Below are 23499 nucleotides of genomic sequence, written 5' to 3'. Positions count from 1 at the left end.
CTACGTGCTTTGCACTCTCGCAATCCTCAAAAACATTCGTAATCCGCTCATTTTTCTTTGAAAAATGGCTACTTACTCATGTTTTTGGCGGGTCAAGAGGTCAAAAATCCTCTTGCAAGCAAGCTTGCATCGGCTTTCTGACCTTTTGACCCTGGTATCATCATATAACTAAACGGAGGGAAAAAAGAAAATGGAACTCAGACAGCTGGAATATTTCCGGGAAATCGCGAATACGGGAAGCATCAATGAAGCGGCGAGAAAGCTCAATATGTCACAGCCGCCCCTCAGCTATCAGATCAGGCAGTTGGAAAATGAACTGAACGTGCAGCTGTTTGAGCGTACCCATAAAGGGGTGATCCTGACGGCGGCAGGTAAGCTTTTGTATGACCGTGCGGCGAGCCTTCTGGATTATGCCAGATCGACAGAGCTTGAGGTGTCCCAAACGGGTAAAAAAAGGGTTCTGAGAATCGGGATCACGCCGACGACGGTCGGCACAGTCATGCCGTTTATCGCAGAATTTTCAAAGAAAAATCCCGACGTGAATTTTGAGGTTCACGACGGGATCACGTATACGTTATATGATTATCTTCAGGAAGGGATCATCGATATTTCGGTTGTCCGCACGCCGCTTCGGCTGGATGATGTGGAGTCCGCAGTCCTGCATTCGGAGCCGATGATCGCTGTTTCCAATTCGGAGATGCCTTCAGAAAGGCGAAAATCACTCATTCTTGAAGAGTTAGTCCACAGACCGTTAATTCTCTACCGGCGCTATGAAAAGCTGATTATGGATGCATTTCACGCGCAGAATCTGGTTCCGGAGGTGTTCTGCCTGTGTGATGATGCCAGGGGCGCTACCCTCTGGGTGAAGGAAGGGCTTGCCACGGCGATCTTCCCGCAGTCCATGGAGCCGCTTTGCGAAGGGCTGGCTTGTCAGGTGCTTGATGAACCGGATCTGGTGACGAAGATCCTTCTGATCTGGCAGAAGGGGCGGAAGCCGACGGCGGTAGTGCAGGATTTTATGGATGTCTGTCTGAAATAATTTAAACCGTATCAAAAATAATAATCCTTGGTTTATTTTTGATACGGTAAGTGAATTGTAAGACGGATTCTCCATGTTCTGGCAGGTGGAAGCGATAAACATCAGTATGATCGATTTGCGAATTGTTTTTCGATTATACTGCTTTTTCAAAGTCTGCCCCTATACCCATTTTCACTTCAAATGTCGTTCCGCTATGCTTATTTGTATAAACTTCAATCGTTCCGTCATGAACCCGCACAACTTCTCGCACCATCGCAAGGCCAAGCCCCACACCTCCGAGTTCCCGGCTTCTTGACTTATCTACCCGGAAGAACGGTTCGAAGATCTGCTCCCTGAATGCTTCGTCAATTCCATTTCCTGTATCCGAAACCTTCAGAATAACTTTGTTCTTCTCCTTTATTGCCGATACCGTAACGGATCCATTTTCCCGATTATATTTAATCGCATTTTCCACAAGATTATATAGCATTCTGTAAATCAGAATATCACTCCCTGTCAAAAACAATTCTTCATCAGCCTTTGCTCCTGCTCCCTGTGACTTCTGTATCAGTTCAACCTTTTTTTCCTGTGCCAGCGGTTCCAGATCTGTCAGCACTTCCTCGATCAGACTATGGAGCTCAATTCTGTCATTTCGCGATACGGTCTGTAATTCGCTCATATCCAAAAGCGTTCGGACCAACTTGCTAAGACGTTCATTCTGCTCCGTTACCATCTGAATTGTCTCTTCTGCCACTGCGGTACTCTCCGGATGTTCTGTTGTATGGTATAGATCCAGTTGTGCCTGGATTAAAGCCAGTGGAGTACGTAACTCATGTGCTGCATTTCCTGTAAACTGACGCTGTGTCTCAAATGATTCCGAAAGTCGCAAAAGCATCTTGTTATAAGAAGTACGAAGTCGGTCTAATTCTGCGATTCTATTCTCTTCAATCGTATAATCCGCCAGATTCTGTGCCTGAACCTTTTCTACTGTCTCTGAAAATTCTTTGAGTGGTTTTAATGCCCTGCCGCTGACAAAAAATGTAACTGCGCCACCAATCAGTGCCACGACAACAGTAATCAGAAGACTTCTATTTCTATAATCTGATTTCGAATTATAAACCTTCGTAGCAAACTGCGCTGCAAAATCATCCCATTCATTATCCGGAATATCAATATACACTGCCTCCGGTGCGGCACTTTGATCCGTAACAGTCTCCTGAAGCGTGTCAATATAATAGACTCCGTTCTTATATAGGAAAAATGTAAGGCATCCACACAATACTGTGATCAGCACGGTCGTAAGAATCGTCAGTCTCCACTGGAGTGATATTTTTTTCATGCTTTACCACCTCCTATCTTATACCCCTCACCGATCTTATTCACGATCGGATCATAACCAAGCCCGGCTTTCAGTTTCTTTCTCAGAGAAGACATATGCACTCGGATCGAGCCGCTGAAACTATCCACAGAAGAATCCCAGACATGCTCGATCAGTTCTTCCTGACTGACCGGTCTTCCCTGATTCAAAAGAAGATACTCTAGAATCCCATTCTCTTTTCTTGTCAATGCAACCGGCTTGTCTTTTGCATATGCAGTCCGTTCTCTTGTATCAAAACGAAGATTGCCACATTCCAGACAGACATTTTTTTGTACAAACTTTCTTCTTGTCAGACTTCGCACACGGGCTTCCAGCTCTTGCAGATGAAAGGGTTTTTCCATATAATCATTTGCCCCCGCATCAAGACCGTCAACCTTATCAGCGATCTGACTTCTCGCAGACAGAATCAATACCTTTGTCTCTTCGTTTTCCTTTCGAAGTTCCCGGAGAATATCCATCCCATCCATCCCCGGAAGGTTAAGATCAAGCACGATCAAATCATACATTTCCGCATAGATCATATCCAGTGCTTCCTCTCCGTCGTTACACGTGTCTACCTCATATCCTGCCTGGTGCAGACTTTTCGCAATCATATCACATAATTTCTTCTCATCTTCAACAACTAATAATCTCAATTTATTTTTCTCCATTTTCTTAACAGGAATTTTACACCCTCTATTGTATAATGCAAACATCGAAAGGTCAATAAACGGACTTTGAACATTGAAAGGAGTATTTTAATGAAATCTGAAAAAGCAACACAGATTCTTTTACTTGCAGCCGGTCTGGTGTTTTTCCTTGTCGGGATCTTCCGCGGAGAAGCAGCGGTTGTACTTAGTAAGGCAATAAAATTATGTATGGAGTGTGTTGGAATTGGATAAGAAAATGAAATCAAACAAAAACTTTCTGGCCCGCTTCCGCGGATGGATTCAGGCAGCTGCTACACTGCTGACCAACATTCACATCCCGAATCTGTTTAAAGGGAAAATTTATCAGGGAAATGTAAAAACGATGTGCGTCCCAGGACTAAACTGTTACTCTTGTCCTGCCGCCACAGGTGCCTGCCCGATTGGAGCTTTTCAGGCCGTGGTCGGTTCTTCAAAATTCAAATTCACCTACTACATCACCGGATTTTTCATCCTGTTAGGTGTTCTGTTAGGACGGTTTATCTGTGGATTCCTCTGTCCGTTTGGATGGTTCCAGGATCTGCTGCATAAGATTCCGGGCAAGAAACTTTCCACGGCAAAACTGAAGCCTCTGCGGTATCTGAAATATGTGATTCTGGTCGTCTTTGTTATACTACTTCCGGCATTTGTAACCAATTCACTTGGTATGGGAGATCCTTTCTTCTGCAAATACATTTGCCCACAGGGCGTACTTGAAGGCGCAATTCCGCTGGCACTTGCCAACTCAGGAATCCGTGCCGCACTCGGACATTTATTTACATTTAAGTTCACAATCCTTGCGCTTTTCATCATCCTGAGCATCTTGTTTTACCGTCCATTTTGTAAATGGATCTGCCCGCTGGGTGCTATTTATTCACTGTTTAACAAGGTATCTTTTCTTAAGATTCAGGTTGATCATGAGAAATGTGTTGGCTGCCAGAAATGCAGCCGTGTCTGTAAGATGGATGTCAATGTAGTAGACACACCAAACCATCCGGAGTGTATCCGATGCGGAGAATGTATGAAAGCCTGTCCGACTGATGCAATCTGCTATCATTACGGATTTTCAAACAAAAAAAAGGCTGACAATAAATAAACTAAAACGAACAAAATAAAATTGAAAAGGAGATTTAAACTCATGAAAAACAAAACACTTAGAACAAACTCAATGAAATTAAAAAAGGTAATTGCTGCATCCCTTGCCATTTCTGTACTTTTTGCGTTTACAGGCTGCGGAAATTCCTCCTCAACAGACAATACAAACACAAAACAGGAATCTTCTTCCACAACAGAAACGGGCAGCGCAGACGAGCTGAACAAAAAACGGGATGACCTTTACCAGCAGGAAAACCAGCTTTTTGCTGATCACAAAGATGCATGGGACAAAGCCTTTGGTCTTATGAACAAGAACGCTGCCGGTGATGCCATGAGCGAAAACTATGCTGATTCCCTCGCAAACACAGTGGAATCTAACAAAGATTCTTTCTCTGAAGAAGAATATGAAACTCTGTGCAAAGACATCGAGACAATCCGCGGAATTGAAGAAGAAATTGCCAAGCTTGAGAAAGAGATTGCTGCATCCGATTCCTCTGACAGCTCTTCCTCCAAATCAGACGAATCCACAGCTGTATTCAAAGGTTTCAAAGGAAAAGATCTGGATGGAAACGATGTAGATGACAGTCTTTTCGCTAAAAACAAAGTTACAGTTGTAAACTTCTGGTTCAGCGGATGCAAGCCATGTGTCGGAGAGCTCTCTAAGCTGAATGAATTAAATGAGAAACTCAAAGAAATGGGTGGCGAAGTTGTTGGTATCAACACGGATACTTTAGACAACAATGAAGCCGGAATTAAAGAGGCAAAAGAAATCCTGAAAGCTCAAGGCGCTTCCTACAAGAACCTGACTTTCGATTCTAATTCAACAGTTGGAAAATATGCAGGAAACATTATGGCATTCCCGACAACAGTTCTCGTAGATAAAGACGGAAATATCATTGGCGAACCTTTCATGGGTGGCATTGACGATCAGTCAAACTACGATCAGCTGATGAAGCAGATTCAGTCCGTACTGGACCAGAAATAATTCATTTACTGAAGATGTATGCTAAATGAGGCTGACAAAGGTTGAGCACATTTGGGGCAGACCACCGATAGGTGTTATCTCACCCGAAATCTTTTCAACGAAGATAAAAAATGGATTTTATGCAGTTTCTGCTTATCTCAGCTCCTGCATAAAATCCAGAATTTTTTTAATGTATTGTATTTAAAAACTCATAATCTGCTCTTCGTCAAGTCTTTTAAGAATTTCACATGCCAGCTTAACCGCATTATCAAAATCAGCATAAGCTGAAATTCCGTAATGTGTATGTGCATAGCGAACCGGAACTCCGATAACGATAACCGGAACCGCTTTTTCAGACAAATGTATAGCTGCACCATTTGTTGAACCGGCACTACGAACTGCATCCTGAACCGGAATACCAAGCTTTTCTGCCAGATCCAGTGCATATCTTTGATAATGCGGATTGGTGATCATACGGGCATCAATGTGACGCAGCATCGGTCCTCGTTTGATAGCTGTCTGAACCATATACGACTCAACGCAGGTATCATCTGCCGGGCATCCCTCAAAAACAATTGCGATATCCGGTTTAATTACCTGTGTTGTCACGGTGGCACCGCGCACACCAACCTCTTCCTGTGCTGCACAAGCACCAACAATATCTACATTCAGATCCTGATCAGCCAGGGTATGCATGGTCTTAAGAATTGCCGCACATCCCAGACGGCAGTCAAAGCTCTTGCCCACCATCAGATCGGTGGTTTCTGAATATGTAAATGTCACATCCGGCACTACCGGTTCACCGATACGAATGCCGAATTTTTCAACCGCCTCTTCTTTAGAAACAGCGCCAACATCAACCGTGATATCTTTCATATCCAGAGGAGCTTTACGCTCCTGCTCTGTCATGAAATGCGGAGGCTTGCTGGCAGTAAGTCCCGGAATATATTCTCCGAACCGGTTGCGAACCAAGACTTTATGAGCCGGAATATTATGGTTAACCCAACCTCCGACCTGAATGATGCGGAGAGTTCCGTTCGGGCAGATAGCCTGCACCATAAACCCAACCTCATCACTATGTGCGTCAAGTTGAACAACCGGACGTTTGCCGTTATTTTCTTTACGGCGGATATACAGGTTGCGCATGCGATCTTCTGTAATTTCTCCGAGTCCTTCTGCGTAAGGACGAATTGCTGCAACCACTTCATCTTCGAAACCGGATGTACCGTTTGCATTTGAAATTGCTGCAATCATTTCAAGCGTTGTTTTTTTATCCATTCTGACACCTCTTTATGAAAGTTTTATTTTCTTGAATTCTTCCATGAAATCAACAATATAGTTTGCTGTGGTCTCAAGCATCTCCTTGCCCCACTCTTCTGTAGCGGTATTCGGATGATCCGGTCCGATCCAGCCGTTGTCTGTTACATGCGGAGTATTGCGTATAATATCAACGTTAACTCCCTTGAACTCAACAGAACAGAAACCGGTTGTCTTCAGATTTTCAGACAGGTGCTTAAACTGGAGTTCACCGCCTATCTCACTCTTATCAACTAAAGACGGATCAATTCCAAGAATCGCAGCTGTTTCCTCACCACCGCCGTGACCGCCTTTCCACGCCGGGTTCATATCCCATGCCATCAGCCACCAGTTAAGCATAGCCACCAGACAGCCCTTATCTTCGAATTCCATGCCAAGGCGTTCAATCATCTTGATGTTTCCACCATGTCCGTTCAGGAAAACGAATTTTCTTGCGCCGTGACGATACAGACTCAGAAAAATCTGACGGCAAAACTGATAGAGTACCTCATTGTCAATATCAATTGTACCCGGATACGGAGCTAAATACTGGCAGGAACCATACGGAATCGTCGGAGCAATCAAAACATCACTTTTCTTCTCGATTTTCTCCAACAAATGCTCCGGAATCAGTGTATCGGTTCCCAGTGGCATGTGACGGCCGTGACACTCAATACTGCCGATAGAAATAAGTACCATATCATTCTTTTCAAAATATTCCTGGGCTTTCGGCCAAGTCAAATTTGTAAGTCTCATAATTTCTCTCCTTCCTATAATAATTATTCTTCTCTGCTGAAAATCGGACTGTTCGGAAACCAGACAGTCCGACAACCATCAATTACTGCGTTGCCTCCTGTTCTTCTTTAGGATTTACTTTTTTCTGACAATGCAGAATTTCCGAGTCACTCTTGATAAAACAAGTATAGTCTAGGCTAATAGGATTGTCAACAATTTCGATTTAATGTTAACAACAAAAATAATACTTTCGTTTTTGTTAACAATCCACTATAATTATAATAAATTTTTTGCTAACGGACAAAAGACATCCGTATAATTTTTTCTATTAATTAGTAAGGAAATGAAACATGCGAGAAATTGGCGGTATGTTCTACTATGAACCAAGCGTACCTATCGAAAACGGATACTTATTCTGAAAATTTTATGAGGTAAATATGCAGAAACAACGAAAAACATCAAATACTACTACATCAGAAATTGTTCTTGAATCTCTGCGGGAGCAGATTATCAATGGAATCCTTCAGCCTCAAGAAAAACTGGTAGAGGCTGAAATTGCCCGGAAATTCGGACTCAGCCGAGGTCCTGTGCGCGAAGCACTCCGACAGCTCGCCGTCGAAGGTTTAGTCGATTACTGTCCTAACAAAGGATGTACAGTCGCACTGCTTTCTCCACAAGACGCTTATGAAGTCTTTTTTCTGCGCGGCAGCCTTGAAAAACTGGCAATCCAAAAAAGTAACTGCCTCCTTAGTGACTATAGTCTCATGATAATGGAAGCCAGTATTGAAGAATTTCGAAAGGCTATTCTCGAAGGCAATACTATGAAGGCTGTTCGTGCAGATGAGACATTCCACCTGCAGATCATTCGTTCTGCCCAGCTTAACCGACTGACCAAAATGTGGGAGCTGCTGAGTCCACTGAATGGTGCCATGTTCCTCTCGGTTCAAAATGCTAATCGCTTTGGACAGTTAAGCGGAGATGCTGAAACGCTTCAGAATGCCAAATGCTTAGAACCAAACACACCGGCTCAAAATACCTCTCATAACGGAAGCACTGCAGTATGGACACACCAATGTCTGTTGGAGGCCATCCGGATTAACGATCTCCAGACAACCTGTGATCTTCTGGATCAGCATTATGAAGAAACCGGCAGACGTGTATACAGACTTTCACTCATGAAAGAACAGAGTTTTTGATCCGTTTCATTAATAATGGTTTGAGGGGTTCATAATATGTTTCTTTTGTCTTTTGGATCGACTTCATCAGCAAGGATTTCTTTCATTTCATGTATAAGGATTATGCACAGTTCGTTTTTTCATAAAACTTATTCTGTTTTTCAACTTCTGTGATATAATGCTTTATTATAATAATTCCCATGGACAAAATGAGGTGAACCAAGTGAAAAAGAAAACACTTGTGCCTCTTATCATTTTTTTACTGGGCATATGCCTTATTAGTTTGATTGTATACAAAACAGACGCCCACGAAAAAGAGCAGAGACACATAACAGCACAATTAAACGTAGCCACCTATGGCGAACGAATAAAGAATGAAATTACAAATGGAATTGAGATCACAGATACCTTGAAGCAAATCTTAATAAGTGAAGATGGCGAAATCCATCAGTTTGAAACAATTGCAGGAAATCTTATGTCTGATTCTATTGAAAGTGTACAGCTCGCTCCTAATGGTGTTGTTACAGATATTTATCCGGCTAATGAAAAGGAGGCAGGTAAGATTGATTTGATCCATGATAAAGACCGCGGAAAAATTTCCTGTTACGCAAGAGACAACCATACAATCATTACGCAGGGCCCCTTCAAATTAAAACAGGAAGGATATGGAATTGCAGTCCGCAATCCCGTATATCTGAAAGATAAAAACGGACATGAGTATTTCTGGGGATTTACTATTGTTATCCTGCGTGTTCCGGATATTTTTTCAGATTCAATTAGTGCACTTTCAAATTTTGGATACGAATACAAAATTTCAAAAACAGACGCTCCATGGAGTGATACTTATAAAGTGGTTTATCAATCAGATGGGCAAATAAATCGTCCTGTTTCTTATACATTTACAATAGGAGATGAAAACTGGAAATTTGAAGTAACTCCTAAAAGTGGATGGAGAAATGCCACATTACTGATAATCATCATCGGAATATTTCTTACAATAAGCCTTCTCCTGTCAGTTCTTACCAGAGTATGGTTAGTAGCAAAAGAACATAAGAAAAAGTTTCAGATACTGGCGCGCACAGATTCTCTTACAAATATTTATAACCGCTATGGATTTGATGAATTTGCAGAAAAAATGATTCAAAAAAATCCAAAAGCACATTTTGTGGCTGTGCTCCTTGATATCGATGATTTCAAGTTTATTAATGATATCTATGGACATAATTACGGAGACAGGGCACTAAAGAATCTTGCAGACAGCATGAAGACTTTTTTCCCATCCGATGCATTACTTGGAAGAAATGGTGGTGACGAATTCTGCATTCTTTTACCAAATTGTACCTTTGCAGAAGCAGATATACAGCTGCAGAAATTCACCAAACTTCCTAAATCATTTTCATACCATGGTAAGGAACATGCATTTTATATTTCTCTAGGATATGCAGAATATCCAACATTTGCATCCAATCGTTCACAACTCATGCGCTGCGCAGATGCCGCTCTTTATGAAATAAAGCTTCATGGAAAAAATGGATGTATGGTCTACAGAGAAGGATTTCGGTCAGGTGCCCGCAAACAGCTTGGATTCGCATTCAAGGATATCGCGGAACATCTTCCAGGTGCATTCATCATATACAGAGCTGACAAAGAAGATGATGAACTATTTTTTGCAAATGATGAATTTCTTCATATGTCAGGATATAAAGATATAGATGAACTGTTCAGACTTACTAAGAAAAGTTTTCGCAACTTGATCCGGGAAGATGAACAGCAACAGATAGAATCAAGTATCTGGGAACAGATTGACAGTGGTAATGAAAATGACTATATTCACTTCCATCTTCGAAAAGCTGACGGAACTTATTTTTCTGTGCTTGATCATGGAAGAATTGTAGAGAACCCGCAATACGGAAAGGTATTTTACGTATTGTTCATGGATTGGAAAGATATGCATATTCGTTACAATGATAAATTCGCAAGATAATAAAATATTGCAAAAAAAGAGAGCGTATGATCTATTTTCATATTAATACTTGGTTTGAAAACTGATGGAAGAATAACACGATACTGTGATAGAATAAGGAAAACGGTTAGACTAACTATTGCTGAGTGAGCAACAGCAAAAGTAAGCATGACTGGAAAGTGCTTGTGATCTTAGGGATTAAGAGAGGATACAGATTATGGAAGATTCTTACGTATTACAACTGTTGAAACCAAAGTTTAAAGATTTTCATTTTGCTTGGAATGGGTGCTTGCGAAATAAATGAGCGAATTATTTGGTGAAAATGGAATGAAAACAGGAGCTCTCGTTATGGGGAATGCTATCATTCATTTAGCATCGCATCCTGACGAATTACAGGCCGTAAAAGAAGAACATGCTTCTTATCGAAATTAAAAGCAAAACAAGTAATTTATTTGAAAATAATTTTTCAAATACGGACATAACCGGTGGATGGACCTGCACCGACCTTTGCGATATACCCACTTTTAACTAAATTCGTCAGTGTTCTTTCAACGGTAACCTTACTTATGTCAGGGCATAGTTCCATAATTTCCTTCTTCGTTATCTTACCGACCTTATTATCAATCACCGCCTTAATTCTATCCGGCTTGGAAAGATTATGATACTTCAAATGTTCTACACGGTTTTCAAATTCATTGTATACTTTCAGCATAATACCTAAATAATACTTAACAAAAGGCTCATAACTGTTTTCATCCTCATGCCAACCGACAGAACTTGCTTGAAGAGCTTCATAATATGTTTCTTTCGTTTTTTCAATCAGCATTTCCATGCTGACATACTTTCCAACGATATATCCAGCCTTATAGAACAACAATAAAGTCAACAGACGGCTCATTCTACCATTTCCATCATTGAAAGGATGAATACACAGAAAATCCAGAATGAACATGGGGATTAAAATCAGTTTATCAATGAGATTTGCTTCCCATGCTTCAAGAAAATGAGCGCAAAGTTCGTCTATTGTTTCTGCAGCCTGAAAAGCTGGAACTGGAATAAAACGAGCTTTCTGGTGTCCCTCGGCATCGGTTTCTGCAATTACATTGTCTGAATTCTTATAGGTACCACCGATGTTTCCTTGGGAATAAGAATATAAATCACGATGTAACTGTAAAATAATGTCTGGTCTTGGAGTGATATATTCATAACTTTCGTGAATCGTAGCCAGCACTTCACGGTAGCCGGCAATTTCCTGTTCAGACCGATTACGTGGCTCTGCTTTCTGACTTACCAGTTCTTTCAAACGTTTATCACTTGTAAATATACCTTCAATTCGGTTAGATGCTCCCGTACTTTGAATTAAAGCAACTTCCAGAAGTGTTTTCAGTTCATCTATGTTTGCTTCCAGAAATAATTCCTGTTTACCTTTATGCTCATGAATACTGCCAACCATCTGAACAATTTCAGGTGTCAGCAACTTCGCAGGATTTGTAATATAATCAAAATTTTTCATTGAAATCTCCTTCATTTTGAATTTATCTCCATCATTTTAATGCTAAATAATGGAGATTTCAATAGATTTGATGGAGATAAATTCTCCATATGCACAATAAATATACTCATTTGGATATAGAATTTATTACTTCATCGTCTTTGCCGGCGAATTGAGCAACGCCCGCATCTCTGGATTTGCCAATACTTTTGCCAGAAGTTCCGGATCGACTTCATCAGCAACAGTAACCGTGCAGTTGGAGTATGTTCTCACTATCGGAATCGTACTCTGTCTGTTCTACATAATCTGCGGAACAGTCTCGTTTGTACGGATAAAAAAATAAACTGAGCCACGGCTGTTCCAACATGAAATCAGCCGTGGCCTTATTTATATCATTTTACTCTTTTTTGAAATAGAATAACACCACAGCAACAACTCAAATTGACTTAAAATTCCAGACTATTCGCATTCAGCAAGAAATACTTCATTCCCATGATGACAAAACCTTCATCATTTCTCCAAGGCTTTTTGCTGCCATTTACAATGACGATCTTCTTGAAAGAGTCCGGGATATTACGCAGAGAATTGAACCCTATGAGAAATACTCGCAATCCCCGTAAAATAAGCATTTTTTCAATTGAGTTTTGACTACATTTGACTACCTTTTGACAACATAGGTGGTAAAAATAAAAAACAAGAAAGGAGAAATCGTTCAGCATGGTATCATCTTTTTCATGCATCACTTCATATCTCCTCTAAAATACATTATCGTCTGGATAGTGTGTCATAATATCTTCCACATTACAATCCAATATATTACACAGCTTATCAATTGTATTTACTTCAACATTCTGATTATGTCTTAACCTGTTCAGCTGAGAACGGTTCATATGATAATGCGTATATAAATCATATTGTGAAATGCCTTTGGCTTTCATTGTCTCCCATAATTTATCGTATTTAATCATCTCATGAATTTTCCGCTTTCTTTCATAATTCCTTGCTATGTAATTATTATTAGCGTAAAATAGCGTTTATAACAGTGTTCGTATACGAACACTAGCTTGAGAGGTGTTGTATGAAAAAAAGCTATATTATTATGGGGATATTGATATGTATTATTGCTTTTCTGGGATATTTACAATACGGACATGAAGAACAAGCTGTTAACACTATGGTCAGCACGTCTGGTGCTTTTTATAAACAAGAATTCGATGTCATTGCTAATAAACTGTTTATCTTGGACAAAGAAAAATATGCAGAAGAACTCATTGAAAAGGCTGTTAAAAATAAGTATAGAAATGTTCGCTTTTCCTATGATATTACAGGGAAGCCGAATGAAATGATTATATCAGTATATAATACTGAATGGCATTATCAATATAATTGTATGGCATTACAAATTGTGTATACATCAGATGATGGAAAATTAGAAATAAAAAATTGTGGTGAATAATTTGTGGTGGTATACAGGAGATATTGTTAATATGTTACAATAGGCATATAAATTAAAGCAAGGAGTACATTATGAATTTTTTGGATTTATCTATAGAAGGATATGATGAAAGCACTCAAATACCAGCGTGCAGTTTAGATGAATTTTGGAACACTGAAAAATTATCAAATAGTAATATCGTTTATGTCGAATTTAAAAAAACTAAATCGAAATATTACGATGATATAATTGACAAAGCTAAAACATTACCTAATTATACGGAAAATAATGGATCTCATTCTTTTACTATAAATACCATTCAAGAATATATTGATAATACAATTTTTGTTGAATATATAATTTCTAAAATTCGAAAGTGGAAAAATGTCATTATACTATTAAATGGGAAAAAATTTGAAACTAAAACGGATTTGTGGCATTTTAAGAAGATTTTAGAAGCAAATGCAGGTGAATATAGTGAATTAATCAACCCCTATGCATTTTATGAGTATATTCCAAAAGAACCGTTAGAAGATTTGCCATTTCCTTATGTTTTATACCCCGATTTATATGGAGGATTTTTCGCTTTTAAAAAATCTAGAGAATCTAAGGATATTTATTTTTGTGATTGTGAAAAACAAGCTATACAAAACTATATAGCTCTAGAAAAGAAAAGACAAGAAATTTTTGGACATCAAGGCGAAAAAATAGTATTAAGAACGGATGAATTTCCAAAACTTATAGAAGAAATAACATCAAAAAATTCAGGAAATCCACTCTCTTTATTCAAATTTGAAAGCAAAATATGCCACAAATGCAATGGAAAATTACCACAAGAAGAATATTGTTCAGCAATGTATGGAACTGCGTTCAGAAGGCAATATGGTTGGTATATTCGACAACGGTATTTAGAATATGGCATTGACTATATGTTAGAAGGACATGTTAATATACAAAAACAATTAATACTTAGAGATAAATGTCCTCAAAATATACTAAAATATTGGGATAAGTTTATATTAGCCAGTGAACAAAGTGAAACTAATCCAAGCTCTGACATTTTGTATATACAAGCTAAAGAAGCAAGAAGAGAATTTGAGAAAAGTATTGAAAACACGGTGAGAAAAGAATTTGGTTTTAAAAATGTAGGTGAATCATGGGTTAGTGAAACAACTTTAGCTAATATTATTAAAACTATTTATTCTAACTATGAAGTTAAAACACATTATCGTCCTAAATGGTTAGAGGGATTAGAATTAGATATTTATATTGATGCAATTAAACTTGGAATAGAATATCAAGGACAGCAACACTATAATCCAATCAAACATTGGGGTGGTGAAAAACAGTTAAAAAAGCAAAAGGAACATGATTCCAGAAAAGCAAGAATATGTCGTGAAAAGGGAGTGACATTATTAACTGTTGATTTTGATGAACCATTAACTGAAATACATATTAGGGAACGATTGAAGGAAAAGTCTTTAATATAATCCTATTTTTGTTTCCAAGTGATGTCAAGGAACAAGGCGAAGCCGATACGCCGTAGGGCAGTCCTTGACAGAACGGACGGTATCAAATCCAACCATGCTATATAGAGGACTTGAAAGGTCACAAACCTTGCAAATACTGCAAAACGGAATGACTGCTGTAACACTGCGGAGAAAGAATGGATATAATCTTTACTGTATCCTTTTCGCACCTTTCCGTCTGGAAACTCGCCACCGAATGTAAGCAGGTCAAGGAAACTCTGTAAATGTTCTGCGGTAACTGTTTTCAGTTTGCGTTCTGCAATCGGGTGTTTCTTAATACATCGGATTGCACCAAGGTAATTTTCCACTGTGCCATTACTGAGTGTTCCGGTTTTCAGTTCTTCTTCCGCCCACATATCCAGAAGTTCCCCTACCGTAAGGCTGTCTGCCTTTGCGACAAACTTCTTGTTTTCATAATCTTCCAGTGCTTTGCGGAGAAGTTTTTCCGTCTCACTTTTACTTTCGGTTCCAGCATATTCTTTCTGAACCATTTTACCGCTTGCATCTTCTACATAGAAGCGATAGTACCATTTCTTTCCTTTTTTTCTAACAGATCCTTTTGCCATAATCGTATGTCTCCTTTCGATATCAGACAATCGGAACTGTTGAAATGCTTCTTGCGTGTAGGCATCTTATGGACAAGTCCATAAGCCAATTCGCCGCTCGTCAAATCTGTGAACAGCCTGACTCGCTTGTGCTCATTGTATCATAACTCCGGTTGTCTTACTATACCGATTCAGAATCCTCATACATAACTTCGGATAAAAGATTGGCAAGCCTTTGTTCTGCTGTTTCTGGTTTTTTAGAATAGAGTCTTATCACATCTGCCATATCGTTAAATGCGTTGACAGTATGCGTGATCTCCCTGAGAAACATAATCTCATTATATTCATCTTTCGATTCAAATCCCATTGAAAGAGGCTACCGATGCAATCATCTCATCCTGCGGTTCTTTTGCATCCTCCAGCTTGATGATCTGCTGGGTCTTTCCCCGGACCAGGCCAGCATAATTCACCACTCGCGCCGTCCCTTGTATCTTACTGACCAGAATCATGATCGTCAAAAACAGGGCGATCAGGATCACTGTTAAAAGCATCATCAGCATTCTTACTATTTTAGAAATCTTACTGTCTTTACTTTTCATAACCACCTTCACTCCATATATCCTGTTATCTGATATTTCACATCTTCCATAACAGATTCTTATTTTATAATAATATCTCTGTTTTATACATTTTGCAATTTTCTCTTTGCTAATATGCTAGTACAAAGTCAGATACAAAAAACTTGCCACTGACAGCATCTCTTGCATACTATGGTATAAAAAATGTGGACTGGCACCTCTTTTTTCAGGAACCTGTCCACATTTTTATTTTCTTTTCCGTATATTCACCTGTTATATCTTATGCAGTCCGGAATCTATTTTTTATATTCAACCTCGAATGATCCAAGTTCATATCCATGAACGCTTCCCTTTACCTCTCTGGATACAAGCTCTACTTTCTGTTCAAGATGTTCACTATATACTCTTGTTGTCAGAACTGTTTCCCCGTTATTAATGAATATCTCAATGGCTGATGTATCCGAAAAGATGGTAATATCCGAAAGCTCTTCCACCTTAGCAAAGCGCTGCTTTCTTCCACGTCCGCTTTCTCCCATCGATAAGGTAAAAAGCCCGTCCTTCCAGCTTATTGTAACATCTTCACGAAGCTTAAGCTCCAGATTTTTTGCTTCTTCCACGTCAAGTCTCAGTTCAAAACAGCAGTCCGCAGGCGCCCACTTTGTAAATGCTTCCAGCTCGCAGGTAAATGCATTTTTACGCAGATCTTTCATCTCCTTTAATGGATGCTGTAAGATCTTTCCATCTTTCCATTCCAGTTCTCTTGGCATGGTAAGTGCATGGATCCAGTCATATGCAACCGTTGTATCATTATCATAATCTGCATCCGGAATCCCCATCCAGCCAATCAGGATTCTTCTACCCGCTTCATCTGCAAATGTCTGTGTCGCATAGATGTCAAATCCTTTGTCAAATTCCTGAAATTTTCCAAAGCTGTATGATTTGTTCTTCAGGTCAAACTCTACCGGAAAATATCCACACTGGTACACATTCTGGTAATCATATCCCTTCTGATCTACTCCCTGTGGACAGCATGTCATAATCTGCTGGCCGTCAATCTCGAACAGATCCGGGCATTCCCACATATAACCAAATGGCTTTGCTGTCCGCACCGTATCGTACCATTTCCAGTGTTCCAGATCGTCGGAACAAAACAAAAGTGCACAGCCATCAGATTCCGCATCACGGCCTCCCTGGATCATATAATAACGGCCGTCTTTTTTATAGATTTTTGGATCTCTGACATGCTTGGACATATTCACCGGATAATCATCATTGGTCATTACAAGCTTCTTGTATGCAATATTCTTTCCATCCGGACTGAATACGTGAATCGTATTCTGTTCCCGTCCATTCATGATATAATCATAATCTTTATCCCAGAGTTTTACATTTCCTGTGTAAAAATAGTGAATTCCATCTTCACAGGTATAGGCTGATCCGCTATATACACCGTCTCTGTCCCATTCTTCGTCCGGATAAAGGAACGGCTCTTCTTCTTTATAATGAATCCAATCCTTTGTTGTGTAATGTCCCCAAAGCTTCGTTCCCCATCCGGCAAGAAATGGTGTATATTGGAAATAAATATGATTCACACCCTGAAATTCACACAGACCATTCGGATCATTCATCCAGCCTGTCGGCGGCATCATATGAAAGTGAAGTCTGTTTTTATCTTTTTTTACATTCTCCCTCATACTTTCATGCTTCGGATATTCTGTTAAATATGTCTCTTTGTTCATCTGTTCCTGTCCACCTTATCCTTACACGATTTCAGCCATCTTATCATTTTTTGCAATATGTTTTTCTTCTGTTTTGATGGTCTTTCCTTCCGGAAGCTCTGTGAAGATAACAAGAATCTCCGGAGAGTATCCATGCTTCTTCACCAGGTCGATGTCAAATCTGATAAGTGCTTCTTCTGCTGTTACTTCCTGTCCTTCTTTTACAAGTGTCTCAAATCCTTCACCGTTCATATTGACGGTATCTACCCCGCAGTGAATCAGGATCTCTGCTCCATCTGCAGTTGTAAGTCCGATTGCATGTCCGGTTGGATATACGAGTGATACGGTTGCCTTACATGGTGCCATAACGGTTCCGTCTTCCGGAAAGATAACGACACCGTCTCCAAGTACCTTGTTTGCAAATGTCGGATCTGTCGATGCTTCGATATCTTTTACTGTTCCCTCTGCTGCTGCATAGACTGCACCAGGCTCTTCTGTAATAACTGCCTTTGTTGTATCATTTTCTTTTGTATCGTTCTTTTTGTCATTTTTATTCTTATCCGGTGCTGACCACATTTTTCCAAAGATGACTGTACATACAAATCCAATCGTAATCGCGATTGCATGTGCAATGATGTAGTTAATGTACCCGTGATGTGCCGGATTAGAAATTGCCATTCCAGGAAGTGCAGTTGTACCGAATCCAAGAGCAGTAAGCTTTGAATAGTATACATATGCACCTGCAACTGCACCACCGATACATCCACCGATCAGTGGAAACTTGTAACGTAAGTTTACTCCGAAGATTGCCGGTTCACTGATACCAAATAATGTCGAGCAGAAACTTGGAATACAAAGCTCTCTGGCTTTTAAGTTCTTCCAGTTCAGGGAAAGATAACCAAGTACCGCACCACTTTGTCCAAATAAAGCTACAGACATCAGTGGATTTAAAAAGTTTGTTCCTGTCGATGCAATAAGCTGTGCTTCTACCGCACCGATAATGTGATGAAGACCTGTGATAACTACGATCTGCTGAACTCCGGCAAATAACGCATACCCGAATGCTCCCAGATGTTCTGTACTCCACATCAGTCCGTCTGTGATTCCATTAGAAAGAATTCGTCCTGCCGGACCTACAAGTGTAAAAAGTAATACCGTAGAGATAAATACTGTCAGCATTGGTGCAACCAGAAGCTTGATTACATCCGGAATTACCTTATTGAAGAATTTATCCAGTTTTGCAACTACAAATCCCATCATAAGCGCGATGATGATTCCTCCCTGGAATCCTACCATCTCAATCTTCAGTCCGAACAGACGGATAACTTCTATATCAACGGTTCCCTGTGCAGCCTGGTAAGCATTGGCAAGAGAACTGTCTAACATGATTGCTCCGATTACCATACCAAGAACTGGATTCCCGCCAAATCTTTTTACGGCTGAATAGCATACTGCCATTGGAAGGATTGCAAAGATACCTGTAGACGCAAGACTTACCAGCCGGTTGATCGCATATAAGGTATCATGTGTCTTTACTACTTCAAGTCCGCCAAGGACGCTTGTAATTCCCATCAGAAGGGCTGCTGCAAGAAGTGCCGGCATGATTCCGATAAATACATCAGATAACGCTTTGATCACTGCCTGAAGTGGATTCTGCCTCTTCGCACTTTCTTCCTTCAGATCTCCCAGTGACATATTCTGTGTATTCGTATACTCGGCAAATACCTCATATACATCATTCACTGTTCCAGCTCCCAGGATCAGCTGTAACTGATTACCTGCTATGAACGCACCTTTTACTTTGTCGATATCTTCCAGTTTTTCAATATCTGCAAGATCATTATCTTTCAATATGATCCTGAGTCTGGTTGCACAGTGTGCTGTTCCCTGGATATTATCCATTCCACCAATATTGGCTACGATCTGTTTTGATATTTCCAGATACTCATTGTTCTTTCCCATTTCTCTTCTCCTTGTATTGTTTTATTTTGGAACCGGTTCCGCTCCCATGTTTTTATTATATACATCAGCTTTTGTATGTCAACACAAAACGTCACTGCAATTTCATTTTTGGAAACGGTTCCAAAAATTGATATCTAAATTTGTCTATATTGCACAAAAGCGGGTCTGTCAAATTGACAGATCCGCCTGATTCTCAGTTCTCTTTTACACTTTTTCTTTCTATAATTTTATACGGGTTGACCTGAAGCGGGCTTACCGGCTTTCCTAAAATCATCTGGATCATCGACTCAGCACTGATCTCCCCCCAGTTCTTCCAGTCAAATTTTACCGTCGTAAGTGGCGGCTGTAACAGTTCTCCTGCTTCGTAATCGCCAAATCCTACCACGGATACTTCTTCCGGTATCCGTATACCTTTCTCTGACATTACTTTGTACACGCCAAATGCGATACGGTCTGTTGCGCATACGACTGCCGCCGGTGTCTTCATATGATCTACAAATTTCTGTACATTTTCAATTGCATTTTCATAAAAGAACGTTGTCTCTATGACTTCTTTTGGCTTTTTCTCACAGGACATAAGTCCATCGATCACTCCATGGCGTCGTTCTCCTCCTACTGCCGGGTCATCTTCAGGTACCCAGAGCATATAAATCTCCTTGAACTTACGTTGTCCGATATAATTACCCACCGCATATCCTGCATTGTAATCATCATTAATGACAGAATTCTCTCCCGGGAAGCGTTGTCCAAGAAACAGGATTGGAATTTTTAACTTCTTTACTGCTTCTTCGTATTCTTTTGTGCTTCCCGTCGCAAGAACCATAATTCCATCTACATTCATATTCTTCAGCCGTTCGATACAGCGTATTTCTTCTTCGATATCATTTTCCGTATGCATGATAAGAGGTGTATAATCATTTTTCTTAAGATAGGCAACGATTACTTCTACAAGTCTCGGTGTTGTTATCGAGTTAAATCCAGGTACCGTAAGTCCTATGATCCGGCTCTCTTTTGCATTCAGCCTTGCAAACAGATTCGGCTCATAATTATTTTCTTCGATGATTTTTTTTATCTTCTGGGCCGTTGCATCTTTGACGCTTCCCCCGTTCAGATATCTTGATACAGTACTTTTTGCCACACCGGACATCTGGGCTATATCATTTATTGTCAGTTTTTTTTCCAAATTATTTTCCCCCATAGCGTCTATTTCGAACCTGCTTATAATACAGAGAACCTGCCAGTGACAGCTTCTTCCGGACACATGCCGATTCAAAATGTCTTAATATGTATTATACTCTTCTTTGAAATTTCCTGTCAAATTATCTCTTGTCCGAAATAGAGGATTCACACAAAGAACCTGCCAGTGACAGCTTATCTTGCATCCTATGGCAGCTAAAAAACCGGAATCCTGTTCGTGAATTCCGGTTTTTCTTCATTCTCTGACCATATACTAATGATTGATTAAATGATAAGGAGATGGGATACGATGAGAACAATATTTGCAGAATACAATCCACAACGAAACAGCATTGACATTTATACAAATGTTGGCTATATGCTTCGCATTGACTGCTGGGAAGCCGAAAAGGATTTAAAAACCACACCCGGATCAGACTGTGCATTGACTTCACTTGCAGTCGATGAACCACTTGAATATGCGAGATTATATCTTGAGGGCAATTTACAGATGTGGGTAGATACAGAAGATTCATTAGAGTTATAAAATGCAAGCAGCCTGTATGCTTCATTACACACAGGCTGCTTAATCAAATTTATTATAATTGATGAAAAATCGGTTGCATTTTGTCAAAAGTACAAAACTTTTTGAAACCAAGTGCTTTTAATTCCTGTTATGATACTGAGGATATCCCAGCAATACTTGCTATCCCTGATACCTTATTCTTTCAACCAGCGTTTCTTTTTTCAGATTACTGCTTAGAACGAGGGAAAGCACAATCTGCAACAGACCGACCAGCAAAATCATAGCAAGAATTGGTGTAATTGGAACATGATAGACATTCATTCCAAATATTCCATTATGTTTTGCATAGGAAAAAAGTGCATAGCCGAGTGGCAGACCAACGATAAGTGCTACGCATATGGTGCCAACCGTAAAAATCAGTCCCTGTAGCTGCAGGCATAAATTTAATTGTTTATTTGTCATACCCACAGCCTGTAATACACCATATTCCTGCTTTTTTGTCGTAATATTCATGATCATGGTGTTTGCCATATTCATAAAACCGATCTTATCATGATTTATCTGGTTCCGGAATCAGAAGTGGAAAAGACATGTGAAATATTTTGTGAAAAAAATGCTTTAGCTGATTTTCATACTGAAAAGTACTTAAACCGAGTTGTAACGTCACCAAATCAGCTCGTTGAAAAGATCCAGATCTTTGATGCTGGTAAGGATGACAGGATAATGGAACTTGTCAAATTACTTGCGACAGATTCTATTCTCAAAAATGATCCTGATAAAGAATTTGATGAACTGCGCTTTGCTGTCGATGACGACGGAACAAATATTCTTGTAATCATTAATAAGAGTGAGATTACTGGTGCAGTTGACATTGACAATATGTATGAATTTGCTTCTTCACACTGCGATGATTTCAAGGATCTCCGCGATGATGAGGATGTTGTTATCAATAGGGAGTGGATCCTTAACAAACTTACCGAAGAAGAAAATTAAAAATATATTTGGTGGCTACACCCCCCAAGCCCCTGTAGAATAAATAACGCCAGTACTGGATATCAAAAATCCCGCACCGGCGTTATTTATTAAAATATTTTGTTTTTTAATCTTCAACACTCTCTACTGAAACTTCTTTTTTCTTCCTACTTTTACCAGAAATCATCTTGTGTCCTGTATAAATAGCTATAATCATGCAAAGCAAAGAACTTGCTGCAAAGTACTTATGGCCTTCTTTTGATCCCTTATAACCTGTATAAAAAGTTCCAAGCATTGTAATCAGTGCACCGATAGACCAATATTTATGTGATTTCATTCAGATACCTCCTGCCGTTTTTCTTAATCATATACCTTTTAAAAGATATATACAAACAAGAATTTTCAAATTAGTCTTTGCAAATAACCTTTGAACCTTCACCATCAATTACAATTCCCTGACGGTTGTTAATAGGGCATAGATTCAAATCCGAAAACTCAGTCATTATTTTCTCGGTAACTTTCTTAAATGGTGCTGTAAGATAATGCGGAAGAACATAGAAATCAATCAAATCAAGCCCTGCATCATCTTCTTGTGAGTAGTCCTCTGGCTTTTCATCCATTTGCTCGATATATTGGATGCTTGGAGCGCATATAATTGCGCCTGCCGACTCGCCGATCATCAATTTTCCATTTGCCAATTCCTTTTTCAGTAGCCCATCAGTTCCCGTTTTACGGAGCTGGTCCATAAGAAAGAAAGAATTTCCGCCGGTAAAATATATCACATCTGCTTCTTCAAAAACAGACTGTATCGTTGAATAAGCCTCCGTTGAAATATCAATTTCAGTTACGATTGCTCCCAACTTTTTGAATAATTTTCGAGCCGAGCCGACATAACCGGTGTAGCCTTCACGCAGTGAAGCTGTTGGAATAAATGCGACTTTCTTATTTTCAATTTCCTCCTTTATCAGACTTCCTACACTTGAAAAGTGCGAACATAAAAATAGTTTCATCAATATTCTCCTTTATAAATTCCGATTGAACAAAATCGCTGCGCGATGGCCTGCCAAGGCTGTGGCGCAGTTTTATTTTTATTACCACACGAAACAACTGAACTAAGAAAGCTCCACTGCCTATGATAAGAATAACATTTTCTAGCCTCTTCCGCAATCGGAATTATGACGCCAATGCACCTCCGAATAGGTAGATGTAATTATTAAGACTACTTATTCTGGAGGTTTTATTATGTATAAAGATATTTTTGAATCCATCCGCAATGA

General features: G+C 39.6%; 24 protein-coding genes and 4 pseudogenes. 11 read left to right on the top strand and 17 right to left on the bottom strand.

Features of this window, described 5'->3' with window-relative positions:
* Positions 1 to 190 precede the first annotated feature (190 nt).
* Positions 191 to 1039, top strand: a complete 849-nt coding sequence (locus PGU50_RS14625; RefSeq protein WP_195250153.1) for a LysR family transcriptional regulator — start codon at positions 191 to 193, stop codon at positions 1037 to 1039.
* A 133-nt stretch (positions 1040 to 1172) separates the two neighbouring features.
* Here PGU50_RS14625 and PGU50_RS14620 read toward each other — a convergent pair whose 3' ends face one another.
* Together PGU50_RS14620 and PGU50_RS14615 are read right to left on the bottom strand one after the other, a co-directional pair.
* Positions 1173 to 2357 carry a sensor histidine kinase gene (locus tag PGU50_RS14620; RefSeq protein ID WP_270247278.1) on the bottom strand — a complete coding sequence of 395 codons (1185 nt, stop codon included), beginning with the start codon at positions 2355 to 2357 and terminating at the stop codon, positions 1173 to 1175.
* Positions 2354 to 3091 carry a response regulator transcription factor gene (locus PGU50_RS14615; RefSeq protein WP_173826228.1) on the bottom strand — a complete coding sequence of 246 codons (738 nt, stop codon included), beginning with the start codon at positions 3089 to 3091 and terminating at the stop codon, positions 2354 to 2356. Before PGU50_RS14615 ends, PGU50_RS14620 begins: the two co-directional genes overlap by 4 nt.
* Positions 3092 to 3136: 45 nt before the next feature.
* Between PGU50_RS14615 and PGU50_RS14610 the strand changes: the two genes are divergently transcribed.
* Genes PGU50_RS14610 through PGU50_RS14600 form a run of 3 tightly spaced genes read left to right on the top strand, consistent with a single transcriptional unit; the run spans position 3137 to position 5141 of the window.
* Positions 3137 to 3277, top strand: a complete 141-nt coding sequence (locus tag PGU50_RS14610; protein ID WP_020435933.1) for a CD1871A family CXXC motif-containing protein — start codon at positions 3137 to 3139, stop codon at positions 3275 to 3277.
* Positions 3270 to 4157, top strand: a complete 888-nt coding sequence (locus PGU50_RS14605) for a 4Fe-4S binding protein (RefSeq protein WP_117558043.1) — start codon at positions 3270 to 3272, stop codon at positions 4155 to 4157. Before PGU50_RS14610 ends, PGU50_RS14605 begins: the two co-directional genes overlap by 8 nt.
* A gap of 42 nt (positions 4158 to 4199) precedes the next feature.
* Entirely contained in the window at positions 4200 to 5141 is a 942-nt protein-coding gene (locus tag PGU50_RS14600) for a TlpA disulfide reductase family protein (protein ID WP_117558041.1), read from the top strand.
* Positions 5142 to 5321: 180 nt separating this feature from the next.
* Here PGU50_RS14600 and PGU50_RS14595 read toward each other — a convergent pair whose 3' ends face one another.
* Both PGU50_RS14595 and PGU50_RS14590 read right to left on the bottom strand, forming a co-directional pair.
* Positions 5322 to 6398 (bottom strand): M42 family metallopeptidase, encoded by a 1077-nt coding sequence (locus PGU50_RS14595; protein WP_270247277.1) that lies wholly within the window; start codon positions 6396 to 6398, stop codon positions 5322 to 5324.
* 12 nt (positions 6399 to 6410) lie between these two features.
* Positions 6411 to 7172, bottom strand: a complete 762-nt coding sequence (locus PGU50_RS14590; protein ID WP_117824036.1) for a creatininase family protein — start codon at positions 7170 to 7172, stop codon at positions 6411 to 6413.
* A gap of 416 nt (positions 7173 to 7588) precedes the next feature.
* On the opposite strand from PGU50_RS14590, the gene PGU50_RS14585 reads away from it, so the two are divergent.
* The 3 genes from PGU50_RS14585 (at position 7589) to PGU50_RS14575 (ending at position 10721) form a co-directional block, all read left to right on the top strand.
* Positions 7589 to 8347 (top strand): GntR family transcriptional regulator, encoded by a 759-nt coding sequence (locus PGU50_RS14585; RefSeq protein ID WP_270247276.1) that lies wholly within the window; start codon positions 7589 to 7591, stop codon positions 8345 to 8347.
* Between the two features lie 202 nt (positions 8348 to 8549).
* Complete coding sequence (locus tag PGU50_RS14580; RefSeq protein WP_270247275.1) at positions 8550 to 10310, top strand: diguanylate cyclase domain-containing protein; 1761 nt, start codon at positions 8550 to 8552, stop codon at positions 10308 to 10310.
* A 279-nt stretch (positions 10311 to 10589) separates the two neighbouring features.
* Positions 10590 to 10721, top strand: coding sequence for a hypothetical protein (locus tag PGU50_RS14575; RefSeq protein ID WP_270247274.1), 132 nt, complete (start codon positions 10590 to 10592; stop codon positions 10719 to 10721).
* A 34-nt stretch (positions 10722 to 10755) separates the two neighbouring features.
* Here PGU50_RS14575 and PGU50_RS14570 read toward each other — a convergent pair whose 3' ends face one another.
* From PGU50_RS14570 to PGU50_RS14555, 4 genes and pseudogenes are all read right to left on the bottom strand, one after another.
* Positions 10756 to 11817, bottom strand: coding sequence for a Fic family protein (locus PGU50_RS14570; RefSeq protein WP_270247272.1), 1062 nt, complete (start codon positions 11815 to 11817; stop codon positions 10756 to 10758).
* Between the two features lie 111 nt (positions 11818 to 11928).
* Positions 11929 to 12054, bottom strand: coding sequence for a hypothetical protein (locus PGU50_RS14565; protein WP_270247271.1), 126 nt, complete (start codon positions 12052 to 12054; stop codon positions 11929 to 11931).
* 173 nt (positions 12055 to 12227) lie between these two features.
* Positions 12228 to 12371: pseudogene (locus PGU50_RS18200) on the bottom strand (ATP-binding protein); the annotation flags it as partial.
* Between the two features lie 165 nt (positions 12372 to 12536).
* Positions 12537 to 12749, bottom strand: a complete 213-nt coding sequence (locus PGU50_RS14555) for a helix-turn-helix domain-containing protein (RefSeq protein ID WP_004846074.1) — start codon at positions 12747 to 12749, stop codon at positions 12537 to 12539.
* Positions 12750 to 12859: 110 nt separating this feature from the next.
* Here PGU50_RS14555 and PGU50_RS14550 point away from each other — a divergent pair, with 110 nt between their 5' ends.
* Positions 12860 to 13237 (top strand): hypothetical protein, encoded by a 378-nt coding sequence (locus PGU50_RS14550; RefSeq protein ID WP_117824040.1) that lies wholly within the window; start codon positions 12860 to 12862, stop codon positions 13235 to 13237.
* Between the two features lie 71 nt (positions 13238 to 13308).
* Entirely contained in the window at positions 13309 to 14706 is a 1398-nt protein-coding gene (locus PGU50_RS14545) for a hypothetical protein (protein ID WP_118199486.1), read from the top strand.
* Positions 14707 to 14819: 113 nt separating this feature from the next.
* Here the strand turns inward: PGU50_RS14545 and PGU50_RS14540 are convergent.
* The 6 genes and pseudogenes from PGU50_RS14540 to PGU50_RS14515 all read right to left on the bottom strand — a co-directional run.
* Positions 14820 to 15311, bottom strand: a pseudogene (locus tag PGU50_RS14540) (site-specific integrase); the annotation flags it as partial.
* A gap of 160 nt (positions 15312 to 15471) precedes the next feature.
* A pseudogene (locus PGU50_RS14535) lies at positions 15472 to 15660 on the bottom strand (helix-turn-helix domain-containing protein); the annotation flags it as partial.
* Positions 15647 to 15889, bottom strand: a complete 243-nt coding sequence (locus tag PGU50_RS14530; RefSeq protein WP_055262107.1) for a hypothetical protein — start codon at positions 15887 to 15889, stop codon at positions 15647 to 15649. The gene PGU50_RS14530 and the pseudogene PGU50_RS14535, both read right to left, overlap by 14 nt.
* 275 nt (positions 15890 to 16164) lie before the next feature.
* Positions 16165 to 17607: a glycoside hydrolase family 32 protein gene (locus PGU50_RS14525; RefSeq protein WP_270247270.1), complete on the bottom strand. Its 1443-nt coding sequence runs from the start codon at positions 17605 to 17607 to the stop codon at positions 16165 to 16167.
* Between the two features lie 21 nt (positions 17608 to 17628).
* Positions 17629 to 19548 carry a PTS beta-glucoside transporter subunit IIBCA gene (locus PGU50_RS14520; protein WP_270247269.1) on the bottom strand — a complete coding sequence of 640 codons (1920 nt, stop codon included), beginning with the start codon at positions 19546 to 19548 and terminating at the stop codon, positions 17629 to 17631.
* 193 nt (positions 19549 to 19741) lie between these two features.
* Positions 19742 to 20731 (bottom strand): LacI family DNA-binding transcriptional regulator, encoded by a 990-nt coding sequence (locus tag PGU50_RS14515; protein ID WP_227084569.1) that lies wholly within the window; start codon positions 20729 to 20731, stop codon positions 19742 to 19744.
* Between the two features lie 303 nt (positions 20732 to 21034).
* On the opposite strand from PGU50_RS14515, the gene PGU50_RS14510 reads away from it, so the two are divergent.
* Complete coding sequence (locus PGU50_RS14510) at positions 21035 to 21271, top strand: DUF6061 family protein (RefSeq protein ID WP_117824044.1); 237 nt, start codon at positions 21035 to 21037, stop codon at positions 21269 to 21271.
* A 159-nt stretch (positions 21272 to 21430) separates the two neighbouring features.
* On the opposite strand, the pseudogene PGU50_RS14505 reads toward PGU50_RS14510, so the two are convergent.
* Positions 21431 to 21796, bottom strand: a pseudogene (locus PGU50_RS14505) (FtsX-like permease family protein); the annotation flags it as partial.
* Positions 21797 to 21802: 6 nt separating this feature from the next.
* On the opposite strand from PGU50_RS14505, the gene PGU50_RS14500 reads away from it, so the two are divergent.
* Complete coding sequence (locus PGU50_RS14500; RefSeq protein WP_243014524.1) at positions 21803 to 22243, top strand: CpXC domain-containing protein; 441 nt, start codon at positions 21803 to 21805, stop codon at positions 22241 to 22243.
* A gap of 106 nt (positions 22244 to 22349) precedes the next feature.
* Here PGU50_RS14500 and PGU50_RS14495 read toward each other — a convergent pair whose 3' ends face one another.
* Together PGU50_RS14495 and PGU50_RS14490 are read right to left on the bottom strand one after the other, a co-directional pair.
* Positions 22350 to 22559 (bottom strand): DUF6219 family protein, encoded by a 210-nt coding sequence (locus tag PGU50_RS14495; protein ID WP_270247268.1) that lies wholly within the window; start codon positions 22557 to 22559, stop codon positions 22350 to 22352.
* A 70-nt stretch (positions 22560 to 22629) separates the two neighbouring features.
* Positions 22630 to 23232 carry a Type 1 glutamine amidotransferase-like domain-containing protein gene (locus tag PGU50_RS14490; RefSeq protein ID WP_055271744.1) on the bottom strand — a complete coding sequence of 201 codons (603 nt, stop codon included), beginning with the start codon at positions 23230 to 23232 and terminating at the stop codon, positions 22630 to 22632.
* Positions 23233 to 23499 lie beyond the last annotated feature (267 nt).

This window comes from Coprococcus sp. AM11-30B (genome assembly GCF_027674365.1).
GTDB lineage: Bacteria > Bacillota > Clostridia > Lachnospirales > Lachnospiraceae > Allocoprococcus > Allocoprococcus comes.
The sequence above is the reverse complement of the archived record's forward strand: the minus strand, read 5'-3'. Positions and strand labels throughout refer to the sequence as shown.